The sequence below is a fragment of the Listeria immobilis genome (assembly GCF_014322765.1).
Lineage (GTDB): Bacteria > Bacillota > Bacilli > Lactobacillales > Listeriaceae > Listeria > Listeria immobilis.
The window spans coordinates 172901-192948 of the sequence record NZ_JAASTZ010000003.1 but is presented as its reverse complement, the minus strand read 5'-3'; the positions used below and the strand labels follow the sequence as shown (position 1 = coordinate 192948).

Genomic DNA, 20048 nt, shown 5'->3' with positions numbered 1-20048 from the left:
TTTTAGTCGATTAAATCTTCTGGGATTTGCAAGATACCACCTGTATGAGCGCTTGTTACTAATGCTGTATATCTTGCAAGGTAACCAGTTTTTACTTTAGCTTTAAATTTAGGTAACTCTTTTCTTCTCGCTTCTAAAACTTCATCAGAAACTTCTACGTTTAAAGTTCTGTTTGGTAAGTCAATAGTGATAATATCACCATCATGTACAAGTGCAATAGGACCACCCGCTGCTGCTTCAGGAGAAATATGACCAACTGCGATTCCGCGAGTAGCTCCAGAAAAGCGACCGTCTGTTATAAGCGCTACATCTTTTCCAAGACCACGCCCAACAATACTACTCGTTGGTGCAAGCATTTCTGGCATTCCAGGACCGCCTTTAGGACCTTCATAACGAATAACAACAACATGTCCTTCACGTACAGTATGATTATCAATTGCTTCTACCGCTTCATCATGGGAACTAAAACAGATAGCCTCTCCTTTAAAAACTTTAACAGAAGGATCAACACCACCAACTTTAATCGCGGCTCCTTTGGGTGCGATATTTCCAAATAACATCGAAAGTCCACCAACAGGACTATACGGATTTTCTTTTGGGTGAATGACATCGGTATTATTAATTTTTGCATCTGCTACGTTTTCACGAATGGTTTTTCCGGTAACTGTGATTCGGTCGGGATGGATTGCTCCACCTAGGTCAACAAGTTCTTTGACAATAGCGGAAACACCACCAGCTTCATGAACATCATGCATAGAGTAAGAAGAAGAAGGGGCAATTTTAGAAAGATAAGGAACACGCTTAGCAATATCATTGATCCGTTCCAAATCATAGTCTTCAATACCGGCTTCATTTGCAAGTGCGAGTGTATGTAAAACAGTATTGGTAGATCCGCCCATTGCCATATCTAGTGCAAAAGCATCGTCAATCGCATCTTTTGTTATGATGTCACGAGGTCGAATATCTTTTTTTACTAAATCCATTAAGTGGAAAGCGGATTGTCGAATAAGATCGCGACGAGCATCAGAAACAGCAAGTGTAGTACCGTTTCCAGGAACCGCCATTCCAAGAATTTCCATTAAACAGTTCATTGAGTTAGCTGTAAACATTCCAGCACATGATCCACATGTTGGACAGGCATTTGCTTCCATATCCAGAAAATCTTCTTGAGACATGCTACCATCTTTAAATGCGCCAACTGCTTCAAAAACAGAAGAAAGTGTTAAGGCTTTCCCATGAGCAGATAATCCAGCTTTCATTGGACCACCTGAACAGAAAATGGCAGGAACGTTAGTACGAACCGAAGCAAGCAGCATACCAGGAGTAATTTTGTCGCAGTTTGGAATATAAAAGACACCATCAAACCAGTGCGCATTAATTACTGTTTCAGCTGCATCTGCAATAACTTCACGAGAGGGTAGGGAGTAACGCATTCCAATATGTCCCATTGCAATACCATCGTCTACACCAATCGTATTAAATTCAAACGGGATACCGCCAGCTTCTCTAATTGCTTCCTTCGCGACATCAGCAAGCTCTCGCAAGTGAACATGGCCAGGAACAATATCAATATAAGAATTACAAATCGCGATAAATGGTTTATCCATATCACCTGGACTTTTAATTTGACCTGTAGCATGCAGCAAACTTCTTGCTGGTGCTTGGTCGACACCTTTTTTTATTTTGTCACTACGCATATGACTTTACCCCATTTCTAATTAAGAATTATTTGCCGACGCTGAATTTTTAGAATTCACAAAATAGCGTGGCATTAAAGTATAGTAGATAGTAATTGCTCACTTGATAGCTGTTTTTTGCTTGAGAATTCGAAATCTGGCTAAAGAAAAAGCATCCCAATGATGAAAACAATGGGATGCTTTGCAAGAATCCCATTTAATGTAAACAGGACTCAAACTACTGTAAATTGCTACAGTGTTCAAAGCCCTTCTAGAGTAATAAAATTGTAATGACAGATTTAGTCGTTTTCATAAGTCATTATCCCCTTCATTAAATGGTTTTAGATTTTCGATTAGTCGCACATTTTTGAAAACAATGAATATCAAGAAATGTTATGTTATTACTAAATATAAACGGTTGGTAAGCGATTGTCAATTGTTATTTTGAAAGTTTTCCGTTAGTTTGCACAATTCAAGCAACTTAAACTTGGAAGTGAAATTAGTACCTGGTCTTATATTTAAAGTATAACTTAAATGGAAGCGCATTCAAAAAATAAAGGTCAATCATATAGTCAGAATAGTTTTATTTTTAATTTTTAAATAATAAATGACACAATAGTTGCGCAAACATACATAATTCTGCTAAATTGAAAGTAATAAATTAGTAGGAAAGCCGGGTTTAGTGGTGGACATTATAGAGACAGAAAGACTAATATTGATTAATTATACACTCGAGATGATTCAAGCAACGATTAAAGGGACGGAAAATTTAGAAAAGGCAAGTGGTTACCATGTTTCCAAAGACTGGCCAGGAATTGAATTCTTTTTTTACCTGCCATATGTTTTAGAAAATGTAAAAAAAGACGATCGAATGATTAAATGGACGAGACTTGTTGTACTTAAAGAAGAAAATAAAATTATCGGAGAAATTGGTGGTCAAGGAACTCCTGATGAAACTGGGGAAATTGAAATTGGCTACAGTATTGTACCAGATTACCAAAATAAAGGTTATATGAAAGAAGCATTAATTGGAATGATTACATGGTTAGAAAAACAGCCAGTAATTCACCGTATTTTTGCACGTTGCTATGATAACAACGAAGCTTCTATTCGAGTACTAAAACACAATCAATTAATACATATAGAAGAAAAGGATGTTTTTGAGCGACAAGGAAGAGTGATGACATGGGAATTTCCAATAAGCAAGAGCTAATAATAATTGCGTCAGGTAAACCAAAAATATGGGATAAATTTCCAAATATCGGAGCCGTTAAAGCTAGCGAAGCGTATACGGGAACATTTCATCGTTTAAGTAAAGCATATGCGGAAAAATTTGCAGAAAACTATTTAATTCTATCTCCTAAATATGGTTTTCTTAGACCGACAGATATGGTTCAGGAAACTTACGATGTCCGTTTTACAAGTAGAGGTGTGGGTCAGGATACTATACAGCTAGCAGATCTAAGGAAGATGTGGCAAGGACTACAAATAGACCCTACTGAACAAATCCCAATGTTGGGCGGGGAAAAGTTCAGAGGGTTATTAGCAGCGATTACGGATAATAAGCAAGTTTTTGAGTTCCCACTTTCGGGTTCAACAGGAATTGGAATAATGCAGCAAAAGTTAAAACAAGCAGTGGAGACAGGAATTCCATTAAATAGTACTAAGTAAAAGAAGTGCAGCAGTGATAAGCAAGAACATTACGCCCATGTTGATGTTTTTACGAATAAAGAAATAAATCGTTTGTAAAGACATCAATATGGCAAGTGACAGTGTAATAACATGTAGCATAAATTAACCTCCTAAATAAATAAGCGAGAAACTTAATTGAATAACTTCCGCACTTTTTCAAGGAGCGAAAGAGGTTCTTCTTCGGTTTCCACTGGGGATTCTTCTTTATATAAATGAATATCTTCTTTGTTAACTTCTTTTTGGCAAGCAAGAACAAGATAAATCTCTGTTTCGCCCTCTAAACGGCTAACAATAGAAAATTCATGTTGGCATTTTTCTGCAAGTTTAATGTATGGTCGCATGGAATTATAATGTAATAATCCATTTAAGAGAAGTTTGGAATCGGGAGTTTCAAGTATTGCTTTTTCTAGTTCAGGAAGCAATTGTTGCGATAAAACTTCTTCTTTCGTAAGTGCAACTAATACGCGTTCACGAAATGTTCCCAAATACTTTTTCTTCTCAGCTGGATTGATTTCTTTTGCCCCATACATGCCTTTTTCTAAATAATCATCAATATTTTCAGCCATTATATGAGCTCCTTTAACTAGTTGATTAACTCTATTCTAACATGTTAAAGGGCTTTTGCAAGCATACAAAAAAACCAGAAGTAGGAGAATTAGTCCTATTTCTGGTTTTTAAATTAATCAATTGGGAACCACTGAAATCCGTCACGTTGAATCAAGTCATCTGCTTCTTTTGGTCCAAATGAGCCGGATTTATAGTTAGGGAAATGATCTTTTGTATTTGTCCAAACATCTGCTACACGGTCAATAAAGTTCCAAGATAGTGAAACTTCATCCCAATGAGAGAAGTATGTAGCGTCTCCGCGTAAACAATCTAAAATGAGCTTTTCGTATGCTTCTGGTGTATTCATACCGTCCGGCGAAGAGTGAATATAATTTAAATTCACAGGCATAGTCACCATTCCTTGACCAGGTTCTTTTACATTTAAGTGAAGTGTAATACCTTCATCAGGTTGAATATGAATAACAAGAACATTTCCACCGAGGGATTGTTGTTGTCCAAATAAATTAAGCGGGACATCTTTGAATTGAATCGCAATTTGTGTTGTTTTTTTAGCAAGACGTTTTCCGGTACGAATATAAAATGGAACGCCAGCCCAGCGGAAGTTATCAATTTCAAGTTTAGCAGCAACAAAGGTTTCGGTATTCGAATGTGGATCAACATTATCTTCTTGACGATAACCTTTTAATTCTTTGCCATTTACTTCACCAGGACCATACTGACCACGGATAAAGTTTTGATGTACTTCTTTCCCTTCAAAAACACGTAATGAACGAAGCGCACGTACTTTTTCATGGCGAATTTCACGTGTAGTTAAGTTAATTGGTGGTTCCATTGCTAACAATGAGACAATTTGAAGAATATGATTTTGAACCATATCGCGAAGAGCGCCACTTTCATCGTAGTAACGACCGCGATCTTCCACACCAAGTACTTCTGTTAAACTCACTTGGATATTATCAATGTAACGATTATTCCATAGCGACTCAATAATCGAATTAGCAAATCGAATGACCGAGATATTTTGAATCATTTCTTTACCCAAGTAATGATCAATACGATAAATTTCATCTTCATTAAAAGCTTGACGAAGCGAACTATTTAATTCTTCTGCACTCGCTAAATCATGACCAAATGGTTTTTCGATGATTAAACGATGGAAGCCTTTTGTATCAACAAAGCCCTCAGATTTGATACGGTTTGCAATTGTTCCAAAGAAATTTGGCGCCATAGCAAGATAGAATAAACGATTACCATCTAGCTCATATTTTGCATCTAATTCATCCGATAAATCTTTAAGTTTTACGTAGGAATCTTTATTAGTAACGTCATGAGATTGATAGTAGAAATGAGAAGCAAAAGCATCTGCATTTTTTTCAGAACCATCAATGTCTTTAATTGATTCTTTCACTTTATCACGGAAGAATTCATTACTCCATTCACGACGAGCTGTTCCAATGACAGCAAAATTATCGCCTAGGGAGCCCTTACTAAATAGATGATATAGCGAAGGGTAAAGTTTGCGATTTGCCAAATCTCCCGTACCGCCAAAAATAGTAATCAATGCTTTTTGTTCTAACTCATCTGTCATACGTCATTTACCCTCTTTCTTGTTCTCTTTAATGGCAAAAATTAGCTACTAGAATCTATTCTCCTAGTTTGAAAAAGAACCCCATAAAAAAAGGCCTTTAATAAATGAGCTATTAAATTTCCTCATTAGTCCATACTATTTTATCTATAAAGAAGCATTTGTGCAACTGTTTGAACTGATTATTTTTTTAATTTGACAGTTATTTCTGAATTATAAGGGTTTTACTAGAAAAATGTTTATTTCCTGTTCCTTTAAGAATATGATAAAATAAGACACGAACTGGGAAAGGACTGGAACGAAAATGGAACTTGTTTTTTTAGGAACTGGAGCAGGCGTACCGTCACGAGGCCGTAACGTCACATCCATTGCACTATCAATGCTAAATGAACGAAATGCAATTTGGTTATTTGACTGTGGGGAAGCGACTCAACATCAAATTTTACGAAGCCAAATAAAATTAAGCAAATTAGAATGTATCTTTATTACTCATATGCATGGTGACCATATTTTTGGTTTGCCAGGCTTACTTAGCAGTCGCTCATTTCAAGGTGGCGATACTGATTTAACCATTTATGGACCAGTAGGAATTAAAGCTTACGTAGAAACATCACTAAAATTAAGTGGTACAAGATTGACATATAAAATTATTTTTGAAGAGATTGAGCCAGGAATTATTTTTGAAGATAAGATGTTTTGTATTACTGCTGATGAATTAGATCATGGGCTGACTAGTTTTGGCTACCGTATTGTTGAAAAAGATAAGCAAGGCGCTCTGAATGCAGCCAAATTAAAAGCTGATGGGGTAGAAGCAGGTCCGATTTTCCAAAAATTAAAAAATGGCGAAGTAGTCACACTGCCTGATGGACGAGAAATTGATGGCAATAATTATATTGGTGAACCGCAAAAAGGGAAAATTATTAGTATTTTTGGCGATACAAGAGAAACAGCAAACGAATTAGCCTTAGCTAAAGACGCTGATATACTTGTTCATGAGGCGACATTTGAAGGCGATAAAGGGAAGATGGCCGCAGAATATATGCATTCTACAACTATTCAAGCAGCAGAACTTGCAAAAAAAGCAGGCGTTAAAAAATTAATTCTCACTCATATTAGCTCCAGATATGACCGTGAAGCAAGCAAGTCACTATTAATAGAAGCAAAATCTGTTTTTGAAAATACGGAGATAGCCTACGACTTAGCTGTTTTCCAAATAGGAGAGTGATAAAATGAATGCTTTTTTAAAGAATAAAACCGTATTAATTACAGGGGCTTCTAGTGGACTTGGTGCAGAAATTACAAGACAAATTGCCGCTTCAGGAGCAAATGTTATTATTACAGCGAGAAGCACAGAAAAATTAATCCATTTGCAAAAGGAAGTTACCACGAATTTTGCAGTTAATGCTGAATATTTTACGTTAGATATGACCGATTTTGAACAAATAAAACAAGTAAGTGAAAAAGTAAATCAAGCTTATAATGTGGATGTGCTAGTAAACTGTGCGGGATTTGGTTTATTTGAAAATGCAGTAGATATTCCATTTGAAACAGTTGAAAAAATGTTTGACACAAATGTTCTTGGATTAATTCAATTAACGCAATTACTTTTGCCAAAAATGCAAGCGCGTAAGTCTGGGCATATTATTAATATTGCGTCTCAAGCTGCTAAAATTGCAACACCAAAATCAACCGTTTATTCAGCAACAAAATATGCAGTTTTAGGATTCTCCAATGCACTTCGTTTAGAATTGAGCCCTCATAAAATCAACGTTACAACAATCAACCCGGGACCAATCGCGACGAATTTTTTTGATGTTGCGGATAAATCGGGTAACTATTTAGAAACGGTAGGAAAACTCGTATTAAAACCTGAAAAAGTAGCACGCAAAACAGTGCAAATTATGGGAACAAAACGTCGAGAAATTAACTTGCCGTTCGTAATGAATATTGCCACACGCTTATATCAAGTAATGCCTCAAGTCATTGAGTTTTTCGGAAAAGGTGCATTTTTAAAGAAATAATGCTAACTAAATAATTCGGACATGCTATACAAAGGAGTGAATGAGAGTGCCTCACTTAAAAGACTATACCATTGGCATTGAACGTGTTAAAAAACCAACTTCAGATATTTCACTAGGAACGAAAATTATTTTTGCTTTTTCTGGAAAAATAACCATTAAGATCGCCGAAGAAAAGTTTGATTTGGAAGAAGGCGACATCTTAGTTTTAGATCGTAACACATTTTATACTATTCAAGGTGATACGACTAATTTAATTATTAACTTAACAATTACCGACACATTTTTTGCTAATTATTATGAAGATTATTTCCAACATTCCTTTAAATTCTTCTCCAAGGATAGTGATCCCGGAAGAGAACGGGTTGTTGGGTCTTTACGAAAATCAGTTAGCGAGCTTCTAATTACCTCCGTGACAAAAAACCATTCTAGTAAACTTGAGGCACAAACTGCTTTGTTCCAAATTTTATTGCTATTGACACGGTTTTTTAAAAAAGAAATTCCGTCTTCTACTCGAAAAGAAGTCAATGATAAACGTATCTCTCGAATGATTAGGGAAGTAGAGGAACATTTTGATGAGGCGTTGTCACTTAGAGAATTTGCTCAAAAAGAATTTTTAAGTGAAGCTTATTTATCTCGGTATTTTAAAAAGACTACTGGACTTGGTTTTTTGCAATACTTAACAGAAGTTAGATTGAAACACGCATTGCAGAGCTTAATGTATTCAACAGAAAATATAACGGAAATTGCCCTGAAAAATGGTTTTTCGAGTCAGAAACATTTTTCGGAAGTGTTTAAATTCCATTTTAATATAACGCCGAGTGAATATAGAGCAAAGCATCATTCGGATTATAAGCAAACAGAAGAGCAAGCAGAAACACAAATTAGCAGTAGTATGGAACAAATAAAGCCAACATCAGAAATGTTAATTAAATTGGCAAGTCTTTATCAAGAAATGGAGCCTGGGGTTGCATTGAACGAGGCGCCATTTGAGAAAAAAACGATTAATGTGACGCATAACACACCTCGTAATTTATCCAATAATATTCATATTTTAACTATAGGTGAACTAAAAGAAGTATTAAAAGAAGAAGTGCAAAAGCAAATTATTACCACTCGTGATGAACTTGGCGTTAATTATATCGGAGTTAGGCACTTATTTGGCGGTTCTACTTTTTTGCCAGAAGCGGAAACAGATGAATTAGTTCCGACTTCCTCACCATATGCAAAAGCTGATTTAGCACTTACCTTCTTAAAGCAGCAAAATCTTCAATTATTTATTCGTTTAGAGTATCAAGATATTTCAAGAGATGAGCAAAATGTCTTTCAGCGTTTGGACCATTTTTTAAGACATTCCATTCAAATGTTTGGTAGAGAGTTTGTTTCAAAATGGCATTTTATGTTTTTTGAACCCAAATATACCTCAGCTAAAAAAGAAGATTTAAAGCGGCTTTATATAAAAGTACAAGAAACAATCAAATCGATACTTCCAGCAATTCAAGTGGGTAATTTTGTACCATTTTCTTTATCTAAAAATGCGGTTCCAAGTCAGCACAAATGGTTTTTAGATTTTCCAGATCAAATTGATTTTATTTCTTTTAATGCTAATCAAAATGAAGCAGTAGATTTTTCAAATGAAGATATTAAATCCTTTTTGATTTCTGAAGATTATTGTTTGGCTAAAACACTAAAACTTAAAGCATTTTTAAAACATCATCATATAAATAAGCCAATGATGTTAATTAATTGGAACACACTTACTGGGAATACCAGACATACAAATGGAACTTTTTTCCGCGGAGCATTAGTATTAAAAACAATGTTAGATTTGGCACCAGAAGTTAGTGCACTGGGATTTTGGATAAATACCGAACTGCATGAAGGGGATGATAGTCAGTTAAATATCAGCCTTGATGGACTGGAAATGTTTCACTTCTTCAATGGGAAGCGCCCGGCGTTTTATGCAGTTAAATTTTTAAAACGTCTGAAAGGGTTAGTTGTTGCTGAAGGGGAAGATTATATTATTACGAAACATGAAGATGGTTATCAGCTTATTTTAATGAATAGCGCAACGATTAATCCGCGTTATGCGGTAGAAGAGAAATTTTTAAAAGAAGAGCGCAAAGAAGTTCATATTCGAATGCAGGGACTAGAAGCAGGTGAATACCAAGTACGTAAATGGCAATTTGACCGTGATAATGGTGCGCTATACTCCAAATATTGGCAGCTAAATAGTAAACATGGCCTGGATAAAGAGATTTTGGACTATATAGTAGATGCCTCTCAACCCACTTTAACAGTAAGTGATGAAACTATTACAGAAGATTGGTCATTTTATGCGTATCTAGATATTAATGCGATTCATTTTTACGAATTTAGACATACGATATAAAAGTTCAGCTCAATTGAGTTGAACTTTTTTTATACCCTAAGCACCGAATTTTTGACATCCCGTTAATGGAAATAAAAAAGAAAAAATAATCAAGCCAAAAGTAAGCAAAAAAACAAACTTCTTTTAGCCGTTTTTTTCTTATAATAAGTATGCAACGATAAATACTCGTGTTCTGGCCAGCGCGAGTATATTAAATGGAGGTTTAGACATTGAAAGAAAAATTATTCCAAAAATTAGATGAAAAACAAAATCGCATGATCGAAATTCGTCGTTATTTACATGAACATCCTGAACTTTCTTTCCAAGAGGAAGATACAGCAAAATATGTTGCCGATTTTTATAAAGATATGGACTGTGATGTTCGCACTCATGTAGGTGGCAATGGTGTTGTTGTAACAATTGATTCAGGAAAACCAGGTAAAACACTTGCCATTCGTGCTGACTTTGATGCTTTGCCAATTCAAGAAGAAACTGGATTACCTTTTGCTTCACAAAATCCAGGTGTGATGCATGCTTGTGGTCATGATGGACATACAGCTTATATGCTAATTTTAGGAGAAACACTGATTGAAATGAAAGATGAGCTAACAGGGAAAATTGTTATTTTGCACCAACATGCAGAAGAAACTCCTCCAGGTGGCGCAATTCAAATGATTGGTGATGGAGCGCTTGATGGCGTTGATAATGTACTTGGAATTCACGTTATGTCCACAATGAAAACTGGGGAAGTATATTATCGTGAAGGAGCTATTCAAACAGGTCGTTCTTACTTTAAATTAAAAGTTCAAGGACAAGGCGGACATGGTTCTTCACCACATTTAGCTAACGATGCGATTGTAGCAGCAAGTGAATTTGTTGTAGCTGTTCAAACAATTATTAGTCGTCGCTTAAATCCATTTGATGTAGGTTCTATTACAATCGGTTCTTTTGATGGAAAAGGTAGTTTTAATGTAATTAAAGATGCTGTTGAACTTGAAGGCGATGTTCGCTCTATGTCAGAAGAAACACGTAATACAATCGAAAAAGAAGTAAAACGTATTGCTAGCGGACTTGAAGCAATGTTTGGTGTTACTTGTGAACTGGAATACAAAAATGATTATCCAGTATTAAACAATGATGTCGCTTTAACTGAATTTGTTGTTGAATCACTAAAAGATGCAGCAATTCCAGAAGTAACTGATATCGTTCGTTGTGAACCACAACCACCATCCGAAGACTTTGCTTATTATGCCCAAGAACGTCCAAGCGTATTTTTCTATGTTGGAGCTATGCCAGCAGATGGCCATGCCTACCCGCATCATCATCCAAAATTCGACATTAATGAAGATGCATTACTAATTGCCTCAAAAGCAATGGGTGCTTGTGTCTTAGATTACCTAAAAGGAGAGAATAAATAATGGCAACAACAGAATATAAAGGTACAAATAAACTTATCGTGGGGATTGTATTTGGTGTTATTACATTTTGGCTGTTTGCACAATCAATGGTTAATATCGTACCAGCAGTTCAAGATGATCTTGGAATTTCATCAAGTTTACTCAGTGTCGCTATTAGTTTAACTGCACTATTTTCCGGTATTTTCATCGTAGTAGCTGGTGGATTAGCGGATAAATTTGGTCGTATGAAATTAACATATATCGGTCTTATTCTTAGTATTATCGGTTCACTACTACTTGTTATTACACAAGGTGCAACATTATTAATTATTGGTCGTATTATTCAAGGGCTTTCTGCTGCATGTATTATGCCTGCAACATTAGCACTTATGAAAACTTATTTTGACGGAGCAGACAGACAAAGAGCATTAAGCTATTGGTCAATCGGATCATGGGGCGGCTCTGGTATTTGTTCGTTTGCTGGTGGCGCAATTGCTACTTATATGGGATGGCGTTGGATTTTTATCTTCTCTATCGTATTCGCACTTCTAGGTATGTTATTAATTAAAGGCACACCAGAAAGCAAAGTTGTTCAAACAACAAAAGCAAAATTTGACTCTTTAGGACTTGTTCTTTTCGTTATTGCAATGGTTTGTTTAAATCTTATTATTACTCGTGGTTCTAGTTTCGGTTGGACTAGCCCAACAACTATTATTATGTTAGTTGTATTCCTTTTATCTGCTGGGATCTTCTTCCGTGTAGAACTTCGCCAAGCAAATGGCTTTATTGATTTCTCTTTATTCAATAATAAAGCTTATACAGGCGCAACATTGTCTAACTTTTTATTAAATGCTGCAGCTGGAACATTAGTTGTTGCTAACACATATGTTCAAGTTGGTCGTGGCTTTACTGCTTTCCAATCTGGAATGTTATCAATCGGTTACTTGGTTTGCGTATTAGGTATGATTCGTGTCGGTGAAAAAATATTACAACGTGTTGGTGCTCGTAAACCAATGATTCTTGGTTCTGCTATTACAGCTGTTGGTATTGCGCTAATGGCACTTACTTTCATTCCAGGTGTTCTTTATACAGTATTAGTATTTATCGGTTTTGCATTATTTGGAGTTGGTTTGGGTATGTATGCAACACCTTCCACAGATACTGCAATCTCAAACGCACCAGAAGATAAAGTTGGCGTAGCTTCAGGTATTTACAAAATGGCTAGTTCTCTAGGTGGTTCATTCGGCGTAGCTATTTCAGCAACAATTTATGGAGTACTTACAATTGCAGGCGATGTTAATTTAGCAGCAATGATTGGACTATTAACTAACGTGGCTTTCTGTGTAGTATCTCTTATCTCTGTTGTTGTCACTACACCAAAAGCGAAAAAAACGGCACCACTTAAAGCTGCAAAAGAATAAGGAGGCTGTAGTATGCGTACGCAATTAATGAAAATGCTTGATGAACGTAAAGATGAAATTATTCAAATTAGACGTCATTTACATGAGAATCCAGAACTATCTTTTCATGAAGCAGAAACGGCAAAATACATCCAAGATTTTTACAAAGGGAAAGATGTAGAAATTGCAACGGAAGTCGGAAATGGTCATGCAATTGTTGTTACCATCAAAGGTGGAAAACCAGGGAAAACAATTGGATTACGAGCTGATTTTGATGCGCTTCCAGTAACGGAAGAAACGGGTCTGCCGTTTAAATCTAAAAATGAAGGAGTTATGCATGCTTGTGGACATGATGGACATACAGCATACTTACTTGTTTTGGCAGATTGCTTAATTTCCTTAAAAGAAGACATTCCCGGAACAATAAAAATCATACATCAACATGCAGAAGAAACACCACCAGGCGGAGCAAAAAGTGTTGTTGAATCAGGTGTTTTAGATGATCTAGATCAAATATTCGGCATTCATGTCTTTCCTTTTGGAGAGTCTGGCGAAGTTCTTTACCATAGTGGGTATTCCATGGCTGGTCGCACCTATTTTAAATTGAAGATTCAAGGTGTTGGCGGACACGGTTCTTCCCCACATATGGCAAATGACGCAATTGTAGCAAGTGCTTATTTTGTCACGGCTGTTCAAACAATTATTAGTCGTCGCTTAAATCCATTTGATACTGGTGTTGTTACGATTGGTTCTTTTGACGGAAAAGGAAGCTTTAACGTTATTAAAGATGCTGTAGAGCTTGAAGGCGATGTTCGCTATATGAACACAGAAAATCGGGATAAAATAGATGCAGAAATCCACCGAATCGTTGCTGGTATTGAAGCAATGTTTGGTGTGACGACAGAATTAACTTACACAAATGATTACCCACCACTTTACAATGATCCAAAAGTAACAGAACAAGTGGTAGCTGGTTTGCAAAAAGGTGTCGGAGAATATTTAACTGCTGTTTCTGAATATGATATGCTTTCTGGTTCAGAAGATTTCGCGTATTATTTAGAAAAAATCCCAGGAGTATTTTTCTACATTGGCGCAAAACCAAAAACAACAGAATCTGCCTACTTTAATCACCATCCAAAATTTGATATTGATGAAGATGCATTATTAGTTGCTGCAAAATCTGTCGCTGAAGTAGTATTAGATTACTATCATTTAGACTAACGATAGTTTTGAAAAGAGCATAATCAGAGAATAAAATCTGGTTATGCTCTTCTTTTATTTTAAAAAGAAAGCGTTATAAGTTATATTAATTATGTGTACTAAAAAAATTACTGGAAAGTTAAAAAGATTTTATAATAAAATATTTTTAGGAACATGCAACTATTCAAAATACAAAAGGGGTTAACTCAAATGAATCAGGTAAAGGAAAAACGTTCGCTAATGGTTTTACTTGTGCTATTTTTAGGCTACACCAGTGTGTATGTTGATAAGTATACTATTGGTATTTCTCTGGTATCAGTTTCTCAGGATTTAGGTTTTGATCCTAGTCAGAAAGGGCTAATTTTAAGTGCATTCTTTTTGGGGTACACGATTTTCCAAATTCCAATGGGGTATTTAAACAATAAGATTGGAGCGCGACCAGTACTTGGTATATCAATTATTATTGTAGGGCTTTTCCTAGCAATCTTTGGATTCGGCTACTCTTTACTTTTTTTAGTAGTTGTACGTTTTTTATCAGGGGCTCTAGGTCATGCTGGATATCCGCCATCGATTAGTAACTATATCTCGCTAAACATTCCGTTAAATAAACGTGGCTTTGCTCAGTCCGCGATGCTTGCTTCATCAGGATTTGCAGCATTTATTGGTCCATTATTAATAGCACCTTTGCTACTCTCAATGGGATGGAGAAACACGTATTATGTCATGGGAGCCATGGTAGTATTAATTGGTTTATTGATTTTAGCAGTTGTTCCAAAATCTAGCAACACAGAAGCAGAAAGTCAAAAAACAAAAATAAAAGTACCGTTTTCTGAGCTTTTGAAAGATAAACAGCTTTGGATTTTACTACTATCTTCTCTATTTATCAATGCGGCAAATTATGGCTTAACAAGTTGGCTAGCTTCATATTTGAACGAAGCAAGAGGTCTTGCCATTAGCCAAGTTAGTTATATTAGTTCTTTAGCAGGTATTTGTATTTTAATTGCAGGTATTCTTGGTGGTTACTTTATTAGTCGCTTTTTTGAAGGAAAAGAAAAAATAGTGATTTTTATTTTCTGCTTGTTAGGCGCATTTTCCGTCTATGGAGTGTATTTATTTGATCAGTTAGCACTTTCTGTTATTTGTTTGTGCTTATGTAATATTTTCCTAATTATGGCCTTTACAACATTGATGGGGTTACCACACAAATTATTTAAACAAAGTCATATCGCAACAAAATATGCGGCAATTAATTCTGGTGGAGTCTTAGGTGGCTTTTTTGCACCAATGATTATTGGCGATTTAGTTGATGCTACCAATTCTTATCAATCTGCCTTCTTATTCTTAGCGGCAACTTTAGTAATTTCAGGAGTAATTGTATTAGCCATTAAAAAACGCCAAATAGAAATTCAATAATAAAGGTAAATCCGGTTTTACAAGTAAGGAAAAATAATATACTTTTTTCGCATTACGTTCATAGTTTTTTCAAACTTTCTTGTTAAACTAGGCTGTAATGTGAAAGGAGTTTCCTTATGTCAATTAAATTAAAACGAAAAATCCCAAAAATTATATGCATCACAGGTTTCATTCTAGTGCTTTTTCTCGCTACTGGACTTGGCTACTTTTTCTACCAGAATAAATCAGAAACTTCTAAGCAAAATTACTATATGCTAGATACAGAGCTTGTTGATGAACAAACAAAAATAGAAAAACAGCTAAAAAAAGATAGTGAAGGTAGTACACTGGAAAATCCCTTTATAAAGTTAAATCCATATGGAACAAGCCCGCTAACAGCTATGCTTCTTTTTAATACAGAGGAAAAAATGAAAATAACTGTGGAGGTGGAAGGGGAAAATGCTGCCACTACTATTCAGTCAGAGGTCAATTCAGACTATACGACTCAACATGAAATAGCTGTTTTAGGGCTTTATCCGAATAAGGCAAATAAAGTGAAAATCACGGCTGTAACACAAACCGGGAAAAAAACGGAAAAAACTATTACAATCCAAACGAATAAGCTACCTGACGAGATGCCAAAAATAGATGTCACTACGAGTGATACTACACAAATGGAACAAACGGGTAATCAACTAACTTTTATAACACCAAGTACTAAATATGCCTATGGTGTAGATTCAAATGGCGATGTACGCTGGTATTCGACAAAATACAATAGTCATGTTTTTAAAGAACTTGAAAATGGACATTTATTGTATTTAACTAAGTATGACAATGCGGATGATACATATTCACTGCTTTTAGAAACTGATTATTTAGGGAAAATATATCATGCGTATTCAATGACTACAGAAGCTGAAAGTGAACAATCAGGTTCATCTTCCAAGTCCGCAATTCATCATGATGCAATAGAATTACCCTCAGGAAACTTACTTTTAACAATAAATGATGATACCAAATACATGGAAGATACAATGATTGAAATTGATCGTCAAACTGGGGAAGTCATAAAAGAAATTGATTTAAAGGATATTTTACCGGAAAAATTTTACAAAAATTATAAAGCTCGTTCTGATGGGAAAGTAGACTGGTTCCATCAAAACGCCATTTGGTATGACGAGAGTGATGATAGCATTGTTATTTCCAGTCGAAATCAAGACACTGTAATGAAACTCGATTACGAAACAACAGCAATCAAATGGATTCTTTCCGATAAAACAGGTTGGCCAGATGCTTATAAAAAATATTTACTTGATTCAACTGGGACAGATTTTAAATACCCCGCAGGTCAACATGCAGTAGAAATTTTACCTGACCAAGATGATAATTCAACAACAGTAGATATTTTGCTCTATGATAATAATGTAGTCGTTACACGAGGAGACAAAGAAGCATCTGGTCAATATAGTGAAGCCGTGCAGTATCGTATCAATGAGAAAACGAAAAAAGTTGAAATAGTCTTTTCTTATGGAGAATCGCTGGGTGAAGCATATTGGACAGAAATTGTTGGTGGATCACGATATATGGAGACAACAGGTAATTATTTGATTAACTTTGGTCATCGTAAGGATGGAAAAGAAAGTAGCATAATAGAAGTAAACCAAAAAGGAACGGTTGTTTTCGAAATGAACCTCACCAATTTCCCAACATCAGCTTGGGCATATCGTGCAGAAAGATTTAGTTTATATCCGGCAAGCTATACGTTTAAATTAACGCAAGATGAATAATGCGCTGATTAGAAAAACATTCTACCAAGTTAATGGTTAGAGTGTTTTTCTATGTAAAGAAACCTCGCTAAACACTACTTGAAGTAAGCCTTAAAAAGTTAAAAAACAAAGATTTTATACTTGTAATTAACAAAGAATACGTTTATAATTACAATAAGAACACTTGTTCGTTTTTTGCTAGAAAGAGGTGCAGTTATGGATACAAGTAGAAAAATTATTCATATTGATATGGACGCTTTTTATGCATCTGTAGAACAACGCGATCATCCAGAGTTTCGTGGAAAGCCACTAATTATTGGTGGTGATCCAAACAAACGAGGCGTAGTATCCACTTGTTCTTATGAAGCACGAAAATTCGGAGTACATTCTGCTATGCCTACTCGACAAGCAGTAAAACTTTGCCCTAATGGTATTTTCATTCATGGCAATATGAAGCATTATGTCGAAGTTTCAAGTCAAATTCGAGAAATATTTTCCAGATATACGGATATTATTGAGCCGTTATCACTGGATGAGGCTTATCTTGACGTAACTGAAAATAAAAAAGGAATAAAATCCGCTACACTTATAGCTCAAGATATTCAACGAACAATTTATCGTGAATTAGGATTAACAGCATCAGCAGGCGTTTCATTTAATAAATTTATTGCTAAAATCGCATCCGACTATCAAAAACCTGCAGGAATTACTGTCGTTTCTCCTAGTGAGGCAGAAGCTTTTTTAGAAAAAATTCCTGTAACTAAATTTTATGGAGTTGGTAAAGTTACAGCAGAAAAACTTCATCGGTTAGGCATTGAAACAGGTTTCGACTTGAAACAATGGAGTGAATGGGACTTAATCCGTGAGTTGCATAAGCAAGGCTATCATTTGTATCGTCATGTTCGAGGACGTTCTAATAATGTTGTAAATCCGCATCGTGACCGAAAATCTGTGGGAAAAGAAACGACTTTTGAATTTAATGTTTTAGATGAACGCATTTTAGAACAAAATTTAATGATTTTTGCTAAAAAAGTAGAAGAAAGACTGATGAAACTACAAAAGCATGGTAAAACGGTAGTACTAAAATTACGATATAGTGATTTTACAACCATAACAAAACGATTAACTTTAAATGAATATATTCAAGACGCCCAGCAAATTTATCAAGCAGCAGCATTACTACTTAGAGAAAGCTATACTGGCAAAGAAAGCATTCGTTTGATCGGTCTAACCGTAACGAATCTCAAGCCAGTTTACTTCGAGAACTTACGCTTGGAAGGGCTATAAAACAGAGAAGTGAAGCAATCACTTTTCTGTTTTTTTATTTGATGCATTATAATCTTTAGAAAAATATTGACTAATTCATCATGATGTTATACACTGAAACCAACGAAAGGTTATAATGTTTATTGAAAATTTTATTATGAATGTTATAATGAATCAAAAGACAACCTTTCGAGAGGAATGAAACTTATATGAAAAAATTAAACAAATCAGCTTCTACACCGCTTTACGTACAATTAAAAAATGAACTTCAAGAAAAAATCGAACAAGATATGTCTGTAGGAGATTTACTTTTAACAGAAACAGAAATTGAAAAGATGTATCAAGTTAGTAGAATGACCGTTCGAAAAGCGATAGAAGAGCTAGTAAATGAAGGAATCGTAAATAAACAACAGGGAAAAGGGACCTTTGTAAGCCAAACAAAGACCACGCAAGGACTTGGAAGGATTTTTAGTTGGTCAGAAGAAATGAAGATACAACATAAAGATTCTAAAACAATTAGTACAGAAATTTCGATTGTGCCACCTTCTAAGAAAATTCGTGCTGCATTACAACTAGATAAAAATGAGCAAGTGGTATGCATTCGACGTGTACGAGAAATTGACGGAGAACCAGTTGCTATTATGATTAATTATCTGCGCGCGAAATATGTTCCTGGTCTAATTGAAACAGGATTAAGATCTGATTCTCTCTACTATGATTTGGAAAAAATTTACAATATAAGTTTAGTACATGCAGATGAAATGATTACTGCAAGATTATCTAACCCTATCGAATCTGCTTTGTTAGTAATTCCGGAAGATTCCGCTGTTTTACATGTTCGACGTACTTCCTATATGAAAGGGAACATCCCAATTGAAGTTGTTGATATGGTAGCACGTGGAGATCGTTATCAATATTTAGCCGAACTTGAAGGTCGTACAAAAAAACATATTATTTAATAAAGGAGGAAAAAGGATGTTGCCAATTACTTTAGAACAAATGGAGTTGGATATTGAAGTTGATAGCCCAGTAGAAGCCATAAGAGCTGCTGGACATCTCTTAGTAAAAAGTGAAAGCGCTTTACCTAGTTATGTGGATGCAATGGTTGAAAGTTATCAAACACTTGGACCCTACATTGTACTCGCGCCGCACATTGCAATCCCACATGCTAGACCAGAACATGGTGTAACTAAACAATGTATGTCAATTGTTCGCTTAAAAAATCCCCTTAAATTTGGTCATCCAGAAAACGATGATGTTAAATTAGTCATTGCTATCGGTGGCGTGGATACAAATTTCCATATTAAAATGTTACAAGCATTAAGCAGAGTTTTAACAAATGAAGAAAAATTAAAGCTGCTTATGACAAGTGATAACAAAGTTGAAATATTACATACCATTAAAAAGGAGGATTAAGTTTATGGAAATTTTAACAGTTTGTGGAATGGGTTTTGGAACAAGTTTGATGTTATTGATGGAAATTCAAGATATGGCGAAAAAACACGGTTATAAAGTAGACGGAGAGGCCACTGATTTAAGTAGTGCCAAAGGAAGGACTTGTGATGCGATTGTTGCTTCCAGTGAAATAGCTGCAGAATTAGCAGGTGAATCAGCAAAAGTTATCCCGATTATCAACATTCTTGATAAAAAAGAAATTGAAGAAAAAGTGTTACCTATTATAAAACTATATTTTGCTTCATAAAAAAGGAGGATTA

Annotated in this window: 18 protein-coding genes; 14 read left to right on the top strand and 4 right to left on the bottom strand. The window is 35.3% G+C overall.

Features of this window, described 5'->3' with window-relative positions:
• Nucleotides 1-2: 2 nt before the first annotated feature.
• Nucleotides 3-1697 (bottom strand): dihydroxy-acid dehydratase, encoded by a 1695-nt coding sequence (gene ilvD / locus HCJ50_RS03345; protein WP_185345419.1) that lies wholly within the window; start codon nucleotides 1695-1697, stop codon nucleotides 3-5.
• A gap of 664 nt (nucleotides 1698-2361) precedes the next feature.
• On the opposite strand from ilvD, the gene HCJ50_RS03340 reads away from it, so the two are divergent.
• On the top strand, nucleotides 2362-2889 hold the full coding sequence (locus HCJ50_RS03340; protein WP_185395478.1) for a GNAT family N-acetyltransferase: 528 nt from the start codon (nucleotides 2362-2364) through the stop codon (nucleotides 2887-2889).
• Nucleotides 2862-3347: a DUF6884 domain-containing protein gene (locus HCJ50_RS03335; RefSeq protein WP_185395477.1), complete on the top strand. Its 486-nt coding sequence runs from the start codon at nucleotides 2862-2864 to the stop codon at nucleotides 3345-3347. Before HCJ50_RS03340 ends, HCJ50_RS03335 begins: the two co-directional genes overlap by 28 nt.
• On the opposite strand, the gene HCJ50_RS03330 is transcribed toward HCJ50_RS03335, so the two are convergent.
• From HCJ50_RS03330 to zwf, 3 genes are all read right to left on the bottom strand, one after another.
• On the bottom strand, nucleotides 3330-3467 hold the full coding sequence (locus HCJ50_RS03330; RefSeq protein WP_185345409.1) for a hypothetical protein: 138 nt from the start codon (nucleotides 3465-3467) through the stop codon (nucleotides 3330-3332). The genes HCJ50_RS03335 and HCJ50_RS03330 overlap by 18 nt on opposite strands.
• Before the next feature lie 32 nt (nucleotides 3468-3499).
• On the bottom strand, nucleotides 3500-3934 hold the full coding sequence (locus tag HCJ50_RS03325) for a YueI family protein (RefSeq protein ID WP_185345406.1): 435 nt from the start codon (nucleotides 3932-3934) through the stop codon (nucleotides 3500-3502).
• A 113-nt stretch (nucleotides 3935-4047) separates the two neighbouring features.
• Nucleotides 4048-5523 (bottom strand): glucose-6-phosphate dehydrogenase, encoded by a 1476-nt coding sequence (gene zwf / locus HCJ50_RS03320; RefSeq protein WP_185345403.1) that lies wholly within the window; start codon nucleotides 5521-5523, stop codon nucleotides 4048-4050.
• 301 nt (nucleotides 5524-5824) lie between these two features.
• Between zwf and rnz the strand changes: the two genes are divergently transcribed.
• The 12 genes from rnz to HCJ50_RS03260 all read left to right on the top strand — a co-directional run bounded on the left by rnz (nucleotide 5825) and on the right by HCJ50_RS03260 (nucleotide 20035).
• A complete protein-coding gene (gene rnz / locus HCJ50_RS03315; protein WP_185395476.1) occupies nucleotides 5825-6745 on the top strand; it encodes a ribonuclease Z in 921 nt (306 codons plus the stop codon).
• A gap of 4 nt (nucleotides 6746-6749) precedes the next feature.
• Nucleotides 6750-7541: an SDR family NAD(P)-dependent oxidoreductase gene (locus HCJ50_RS03310; RefSeq protein WP_185395475.1), complete on the top strand. Its 792-nt coding sequence runs from the start codon at nucleotides 6750-6752 to the stop codon at nucleotides 7539-7541.
• A gap of 46 nt (nucleotides 7542-7587) precedes the next feature.
• A complete protein-coding gene (locus HCJ50_RS03305) occupies nucleotides 7588-9930 on the top strand; it encodes a helix-turn-helix domain-containing protein (RefSeq protein ID WP_185395474.1) in 2343 nt (780 codons plus the stop codon).
• 254 nt (nucleotides 9931-10184) lie between these two features.
• Nucleotides 10185-11327, top strand: coding sequence for a M20 family metallopeptidase (locus tag HCJ50_RS03300; protein ID WP_185345467.1), 1143 nt, complete (start codon nucleotides 10185-10187; stop codon nucleotides 11325-11327).
• A complete protein-coding gene (locus tag HCJ50_RS03295; RefSeq protein WP_185395473.1) occupies nucleotides 11327-12727 on the top strand; it encodes an MFS transporter in 1401 nt (466 codons plus the stop codon). The genes HCJ50_RS03300 and HCJ50_RS03295 overlap by 1 nt, the downstream gene beginning before the upstream one ends.
• 12 nt (nucleotides 12728-12739) lie before the next feature.
• Nucleotides 12740-13927, top strand: coding sequence for an amidohydrolase (locus tag HCJ50_RS03290; protein WP_185395472.1), 1188 nt, complete (start codon nucleotides 12740-12742; stop codon nucleotides 13925-13927).
• Nucleotides 13928-14116: 189 nt separating this feature from the next.
• A complete protein-coding gene (locus tag HCJ50_RS03285; RefSeq protein WP_185395471.1) occupies nucleotides 14117-15319 on the top strand; it encodes an MFS transporter in 1203 nt (400 codons plus the stop codon).
• 116 nt (nucleotides 15320-15435) lie between these two features.
• Nucleotides 15436-17088 (top strand): aryl-sulfate sulfotransferase, encoded by a 1653-nt coding sequence (locus HCJ50_RS03280; protein ID WP_185395470.1) that lies wholly within the window; start codon nucleotides 15436-15438, stop codon nucleotides 17086-17088.
• A gap of 195 nt (nucleotides 17089-17283) precedes the next feature.
• On the top strand, nucleotides 17284-18354 hold the full coding sequence (dinB, locus tag HCJ50_RS03275; RefSeq protein ID WP_185345378.1) for a DNA polymerase IV: 1071 nt from the start codon (nucleotides 17284-17286) through the stop codon (nucleotides 18352-18354).
• Between the two features lie 188 nt (nucleotides 18355-18542).
• Complete coding sequence (locus HCJ50_RS03270; protein WP_185345375.1) at nucleotides 18543-19292, top strand: GntR family transcriptional regulator; 750 nt, start codon at nucleotides 18543-18545, stop codon at nucleotides 19290-19292.
• A 16-nt stretch (nucleotides 19293-19308) separates the two neighbouring features.
• On the top strand, nucleotides 19309-19749 hold the full coding sequence (locus tag HCJ50_RS03265) for a PTS sugar transporter subunit IIA (RefSeq protein WP_185345372.1): 441 nt from the start codon (nucleotides 19309-19311) through the stop codon (nucleotides 19747-19749).
• A gap of 4 nt (nucleotides 19750-19753) precedes the next feature.
• Nucleotides 19754-20035, top strand: a complete 282-nt coding sequence (locus HCJ50_RS03260) for a PTS sugar transporter subunit IIB (protein ID WP_185345370.1) — start codon at nucleotides 19754-19756, stop codon at nucleotides 20033-20035.
• Nucleotides 20036-20048 lie beyond the last annotated feature (13 nt).

What these genes read in the sequence shown, in the direction of transcription:
- ilvD (WP_185345419.1), bottom strand. Translation starts at nt 1,697, where the DNA reads ATGCGTAGTGACAAAATAAAAAAAGGTGTCGACCAAGCACCAGCAAGA.
- HCJ50_RS03335 (WP_185395477.1), top strand. Translation starts at nt 2,862, where the DNA reads ATGGGAATTTCCAATAAGCAAGAGCTAATAATAATTGCGTCAGGTAAA.
- HCJ50_RS03330 (WP_185345409.1), bottom strand. Translation starts at nt 3,467, where the DNA reads ATGCTACATGTTATTACACTGTCACTTGCCATATTGATGTCTTTACAA.
- HCJ50_RS03325 (WP_185345406.1), bottom strand. Translation starts at nt 3,934, where the DNA reads ATGGCTGAAAATATTGATGATTATTTAGAAAAAGGCATGTATGGGGCA.
- zwf (WP_185345403.1), bottom strand. Translation starts at nt 5,523, where the DNA reads ATGACAGATGAGTTAGAACAAAAAGCATTGATTACTATTTTTGGCGGT.
- rnz (WP_185395476.1), top strand. Translation starts at nt 5,825, where the DNA reads ATGGAACTTGTTTTTTTAGGAACTGGAGCAGGCGTACCGTCACGAGGC.
- HCJ50_RS03310 (WP_185395475.1), top strand. Translation starts at nt 6,750, where the DNA reads ATGAATGCTTTTTTAAAGAATAAAACCGTATTAATTACAGGGGCTTCT.
- HCJ50_RS03300 (WP_185345467.1), top strand. Translation starts at nt 10,185, where the DNA reads ATGATCGAAATTCGTCGTTATTTACATGAACATCCTGAACTTTCTTTC.
- HCJ50_RS03295 (WP_185395473.1), top strand. Translation starts at nt 11,327, where the DNA reads ATGGCAACAACAGAATATAAAGGTACAAATAAACTTATCGTGGGGATT.
- HCJ50_RS03290 (WP_185395472.1), top strand. Translation starts at nt 12,740, where the DNA reads ATGCGTACGCAATTAATGAAAATGCTTGATGAACGTAAAGATGAAATT.
- HCJ50_RS03285 (WP_185395471.1), top strand. Translation starts at nt 14,117, where the DNA reads ATGAATCAGGTAAAGGAAAAACGTTCGCTAATGGTTTTACTTGTGCTA.
- HCJ50_RS03280 (WP_185395470.1), top strand. Translation starts at nt 15,436, where the DNA reads ATGTCAATTAAATTAAAACGAAAAATCCCAAAAATTATATGCATCACA.
- dinB (WP_185345378.1), top strand. Translation starts at nt 17,284, where the DNA reads ATGGATACAAGTAGAAAAATTATTCATATTGATATGGACGCTTTTTAT.
- HCJ50_RS03270 (WP_185345375.1), top strand. Translation starts at nt 18,543, where the DNA reads ATGAAAAAATTAAACAAATCAGCTTCTACACCGCTTTACGTACAATTA.
- HCJ50_RS03265 (WP_185345372.1), top strand. Translation starts at nt 19,309, where the DNA reads ATGTTGCCAATTACTTTAGAACAAATGGAGTTGGATATTGAAGTTGAT.
- HCJ50_RS03260 (WP_185345370.1), top strand. Translation starts at nt 19,754, where the DNA reads ATGGAAATTTTAACAGTTTGTGGAATGGGTTTTGGAACAAGTTTGATG.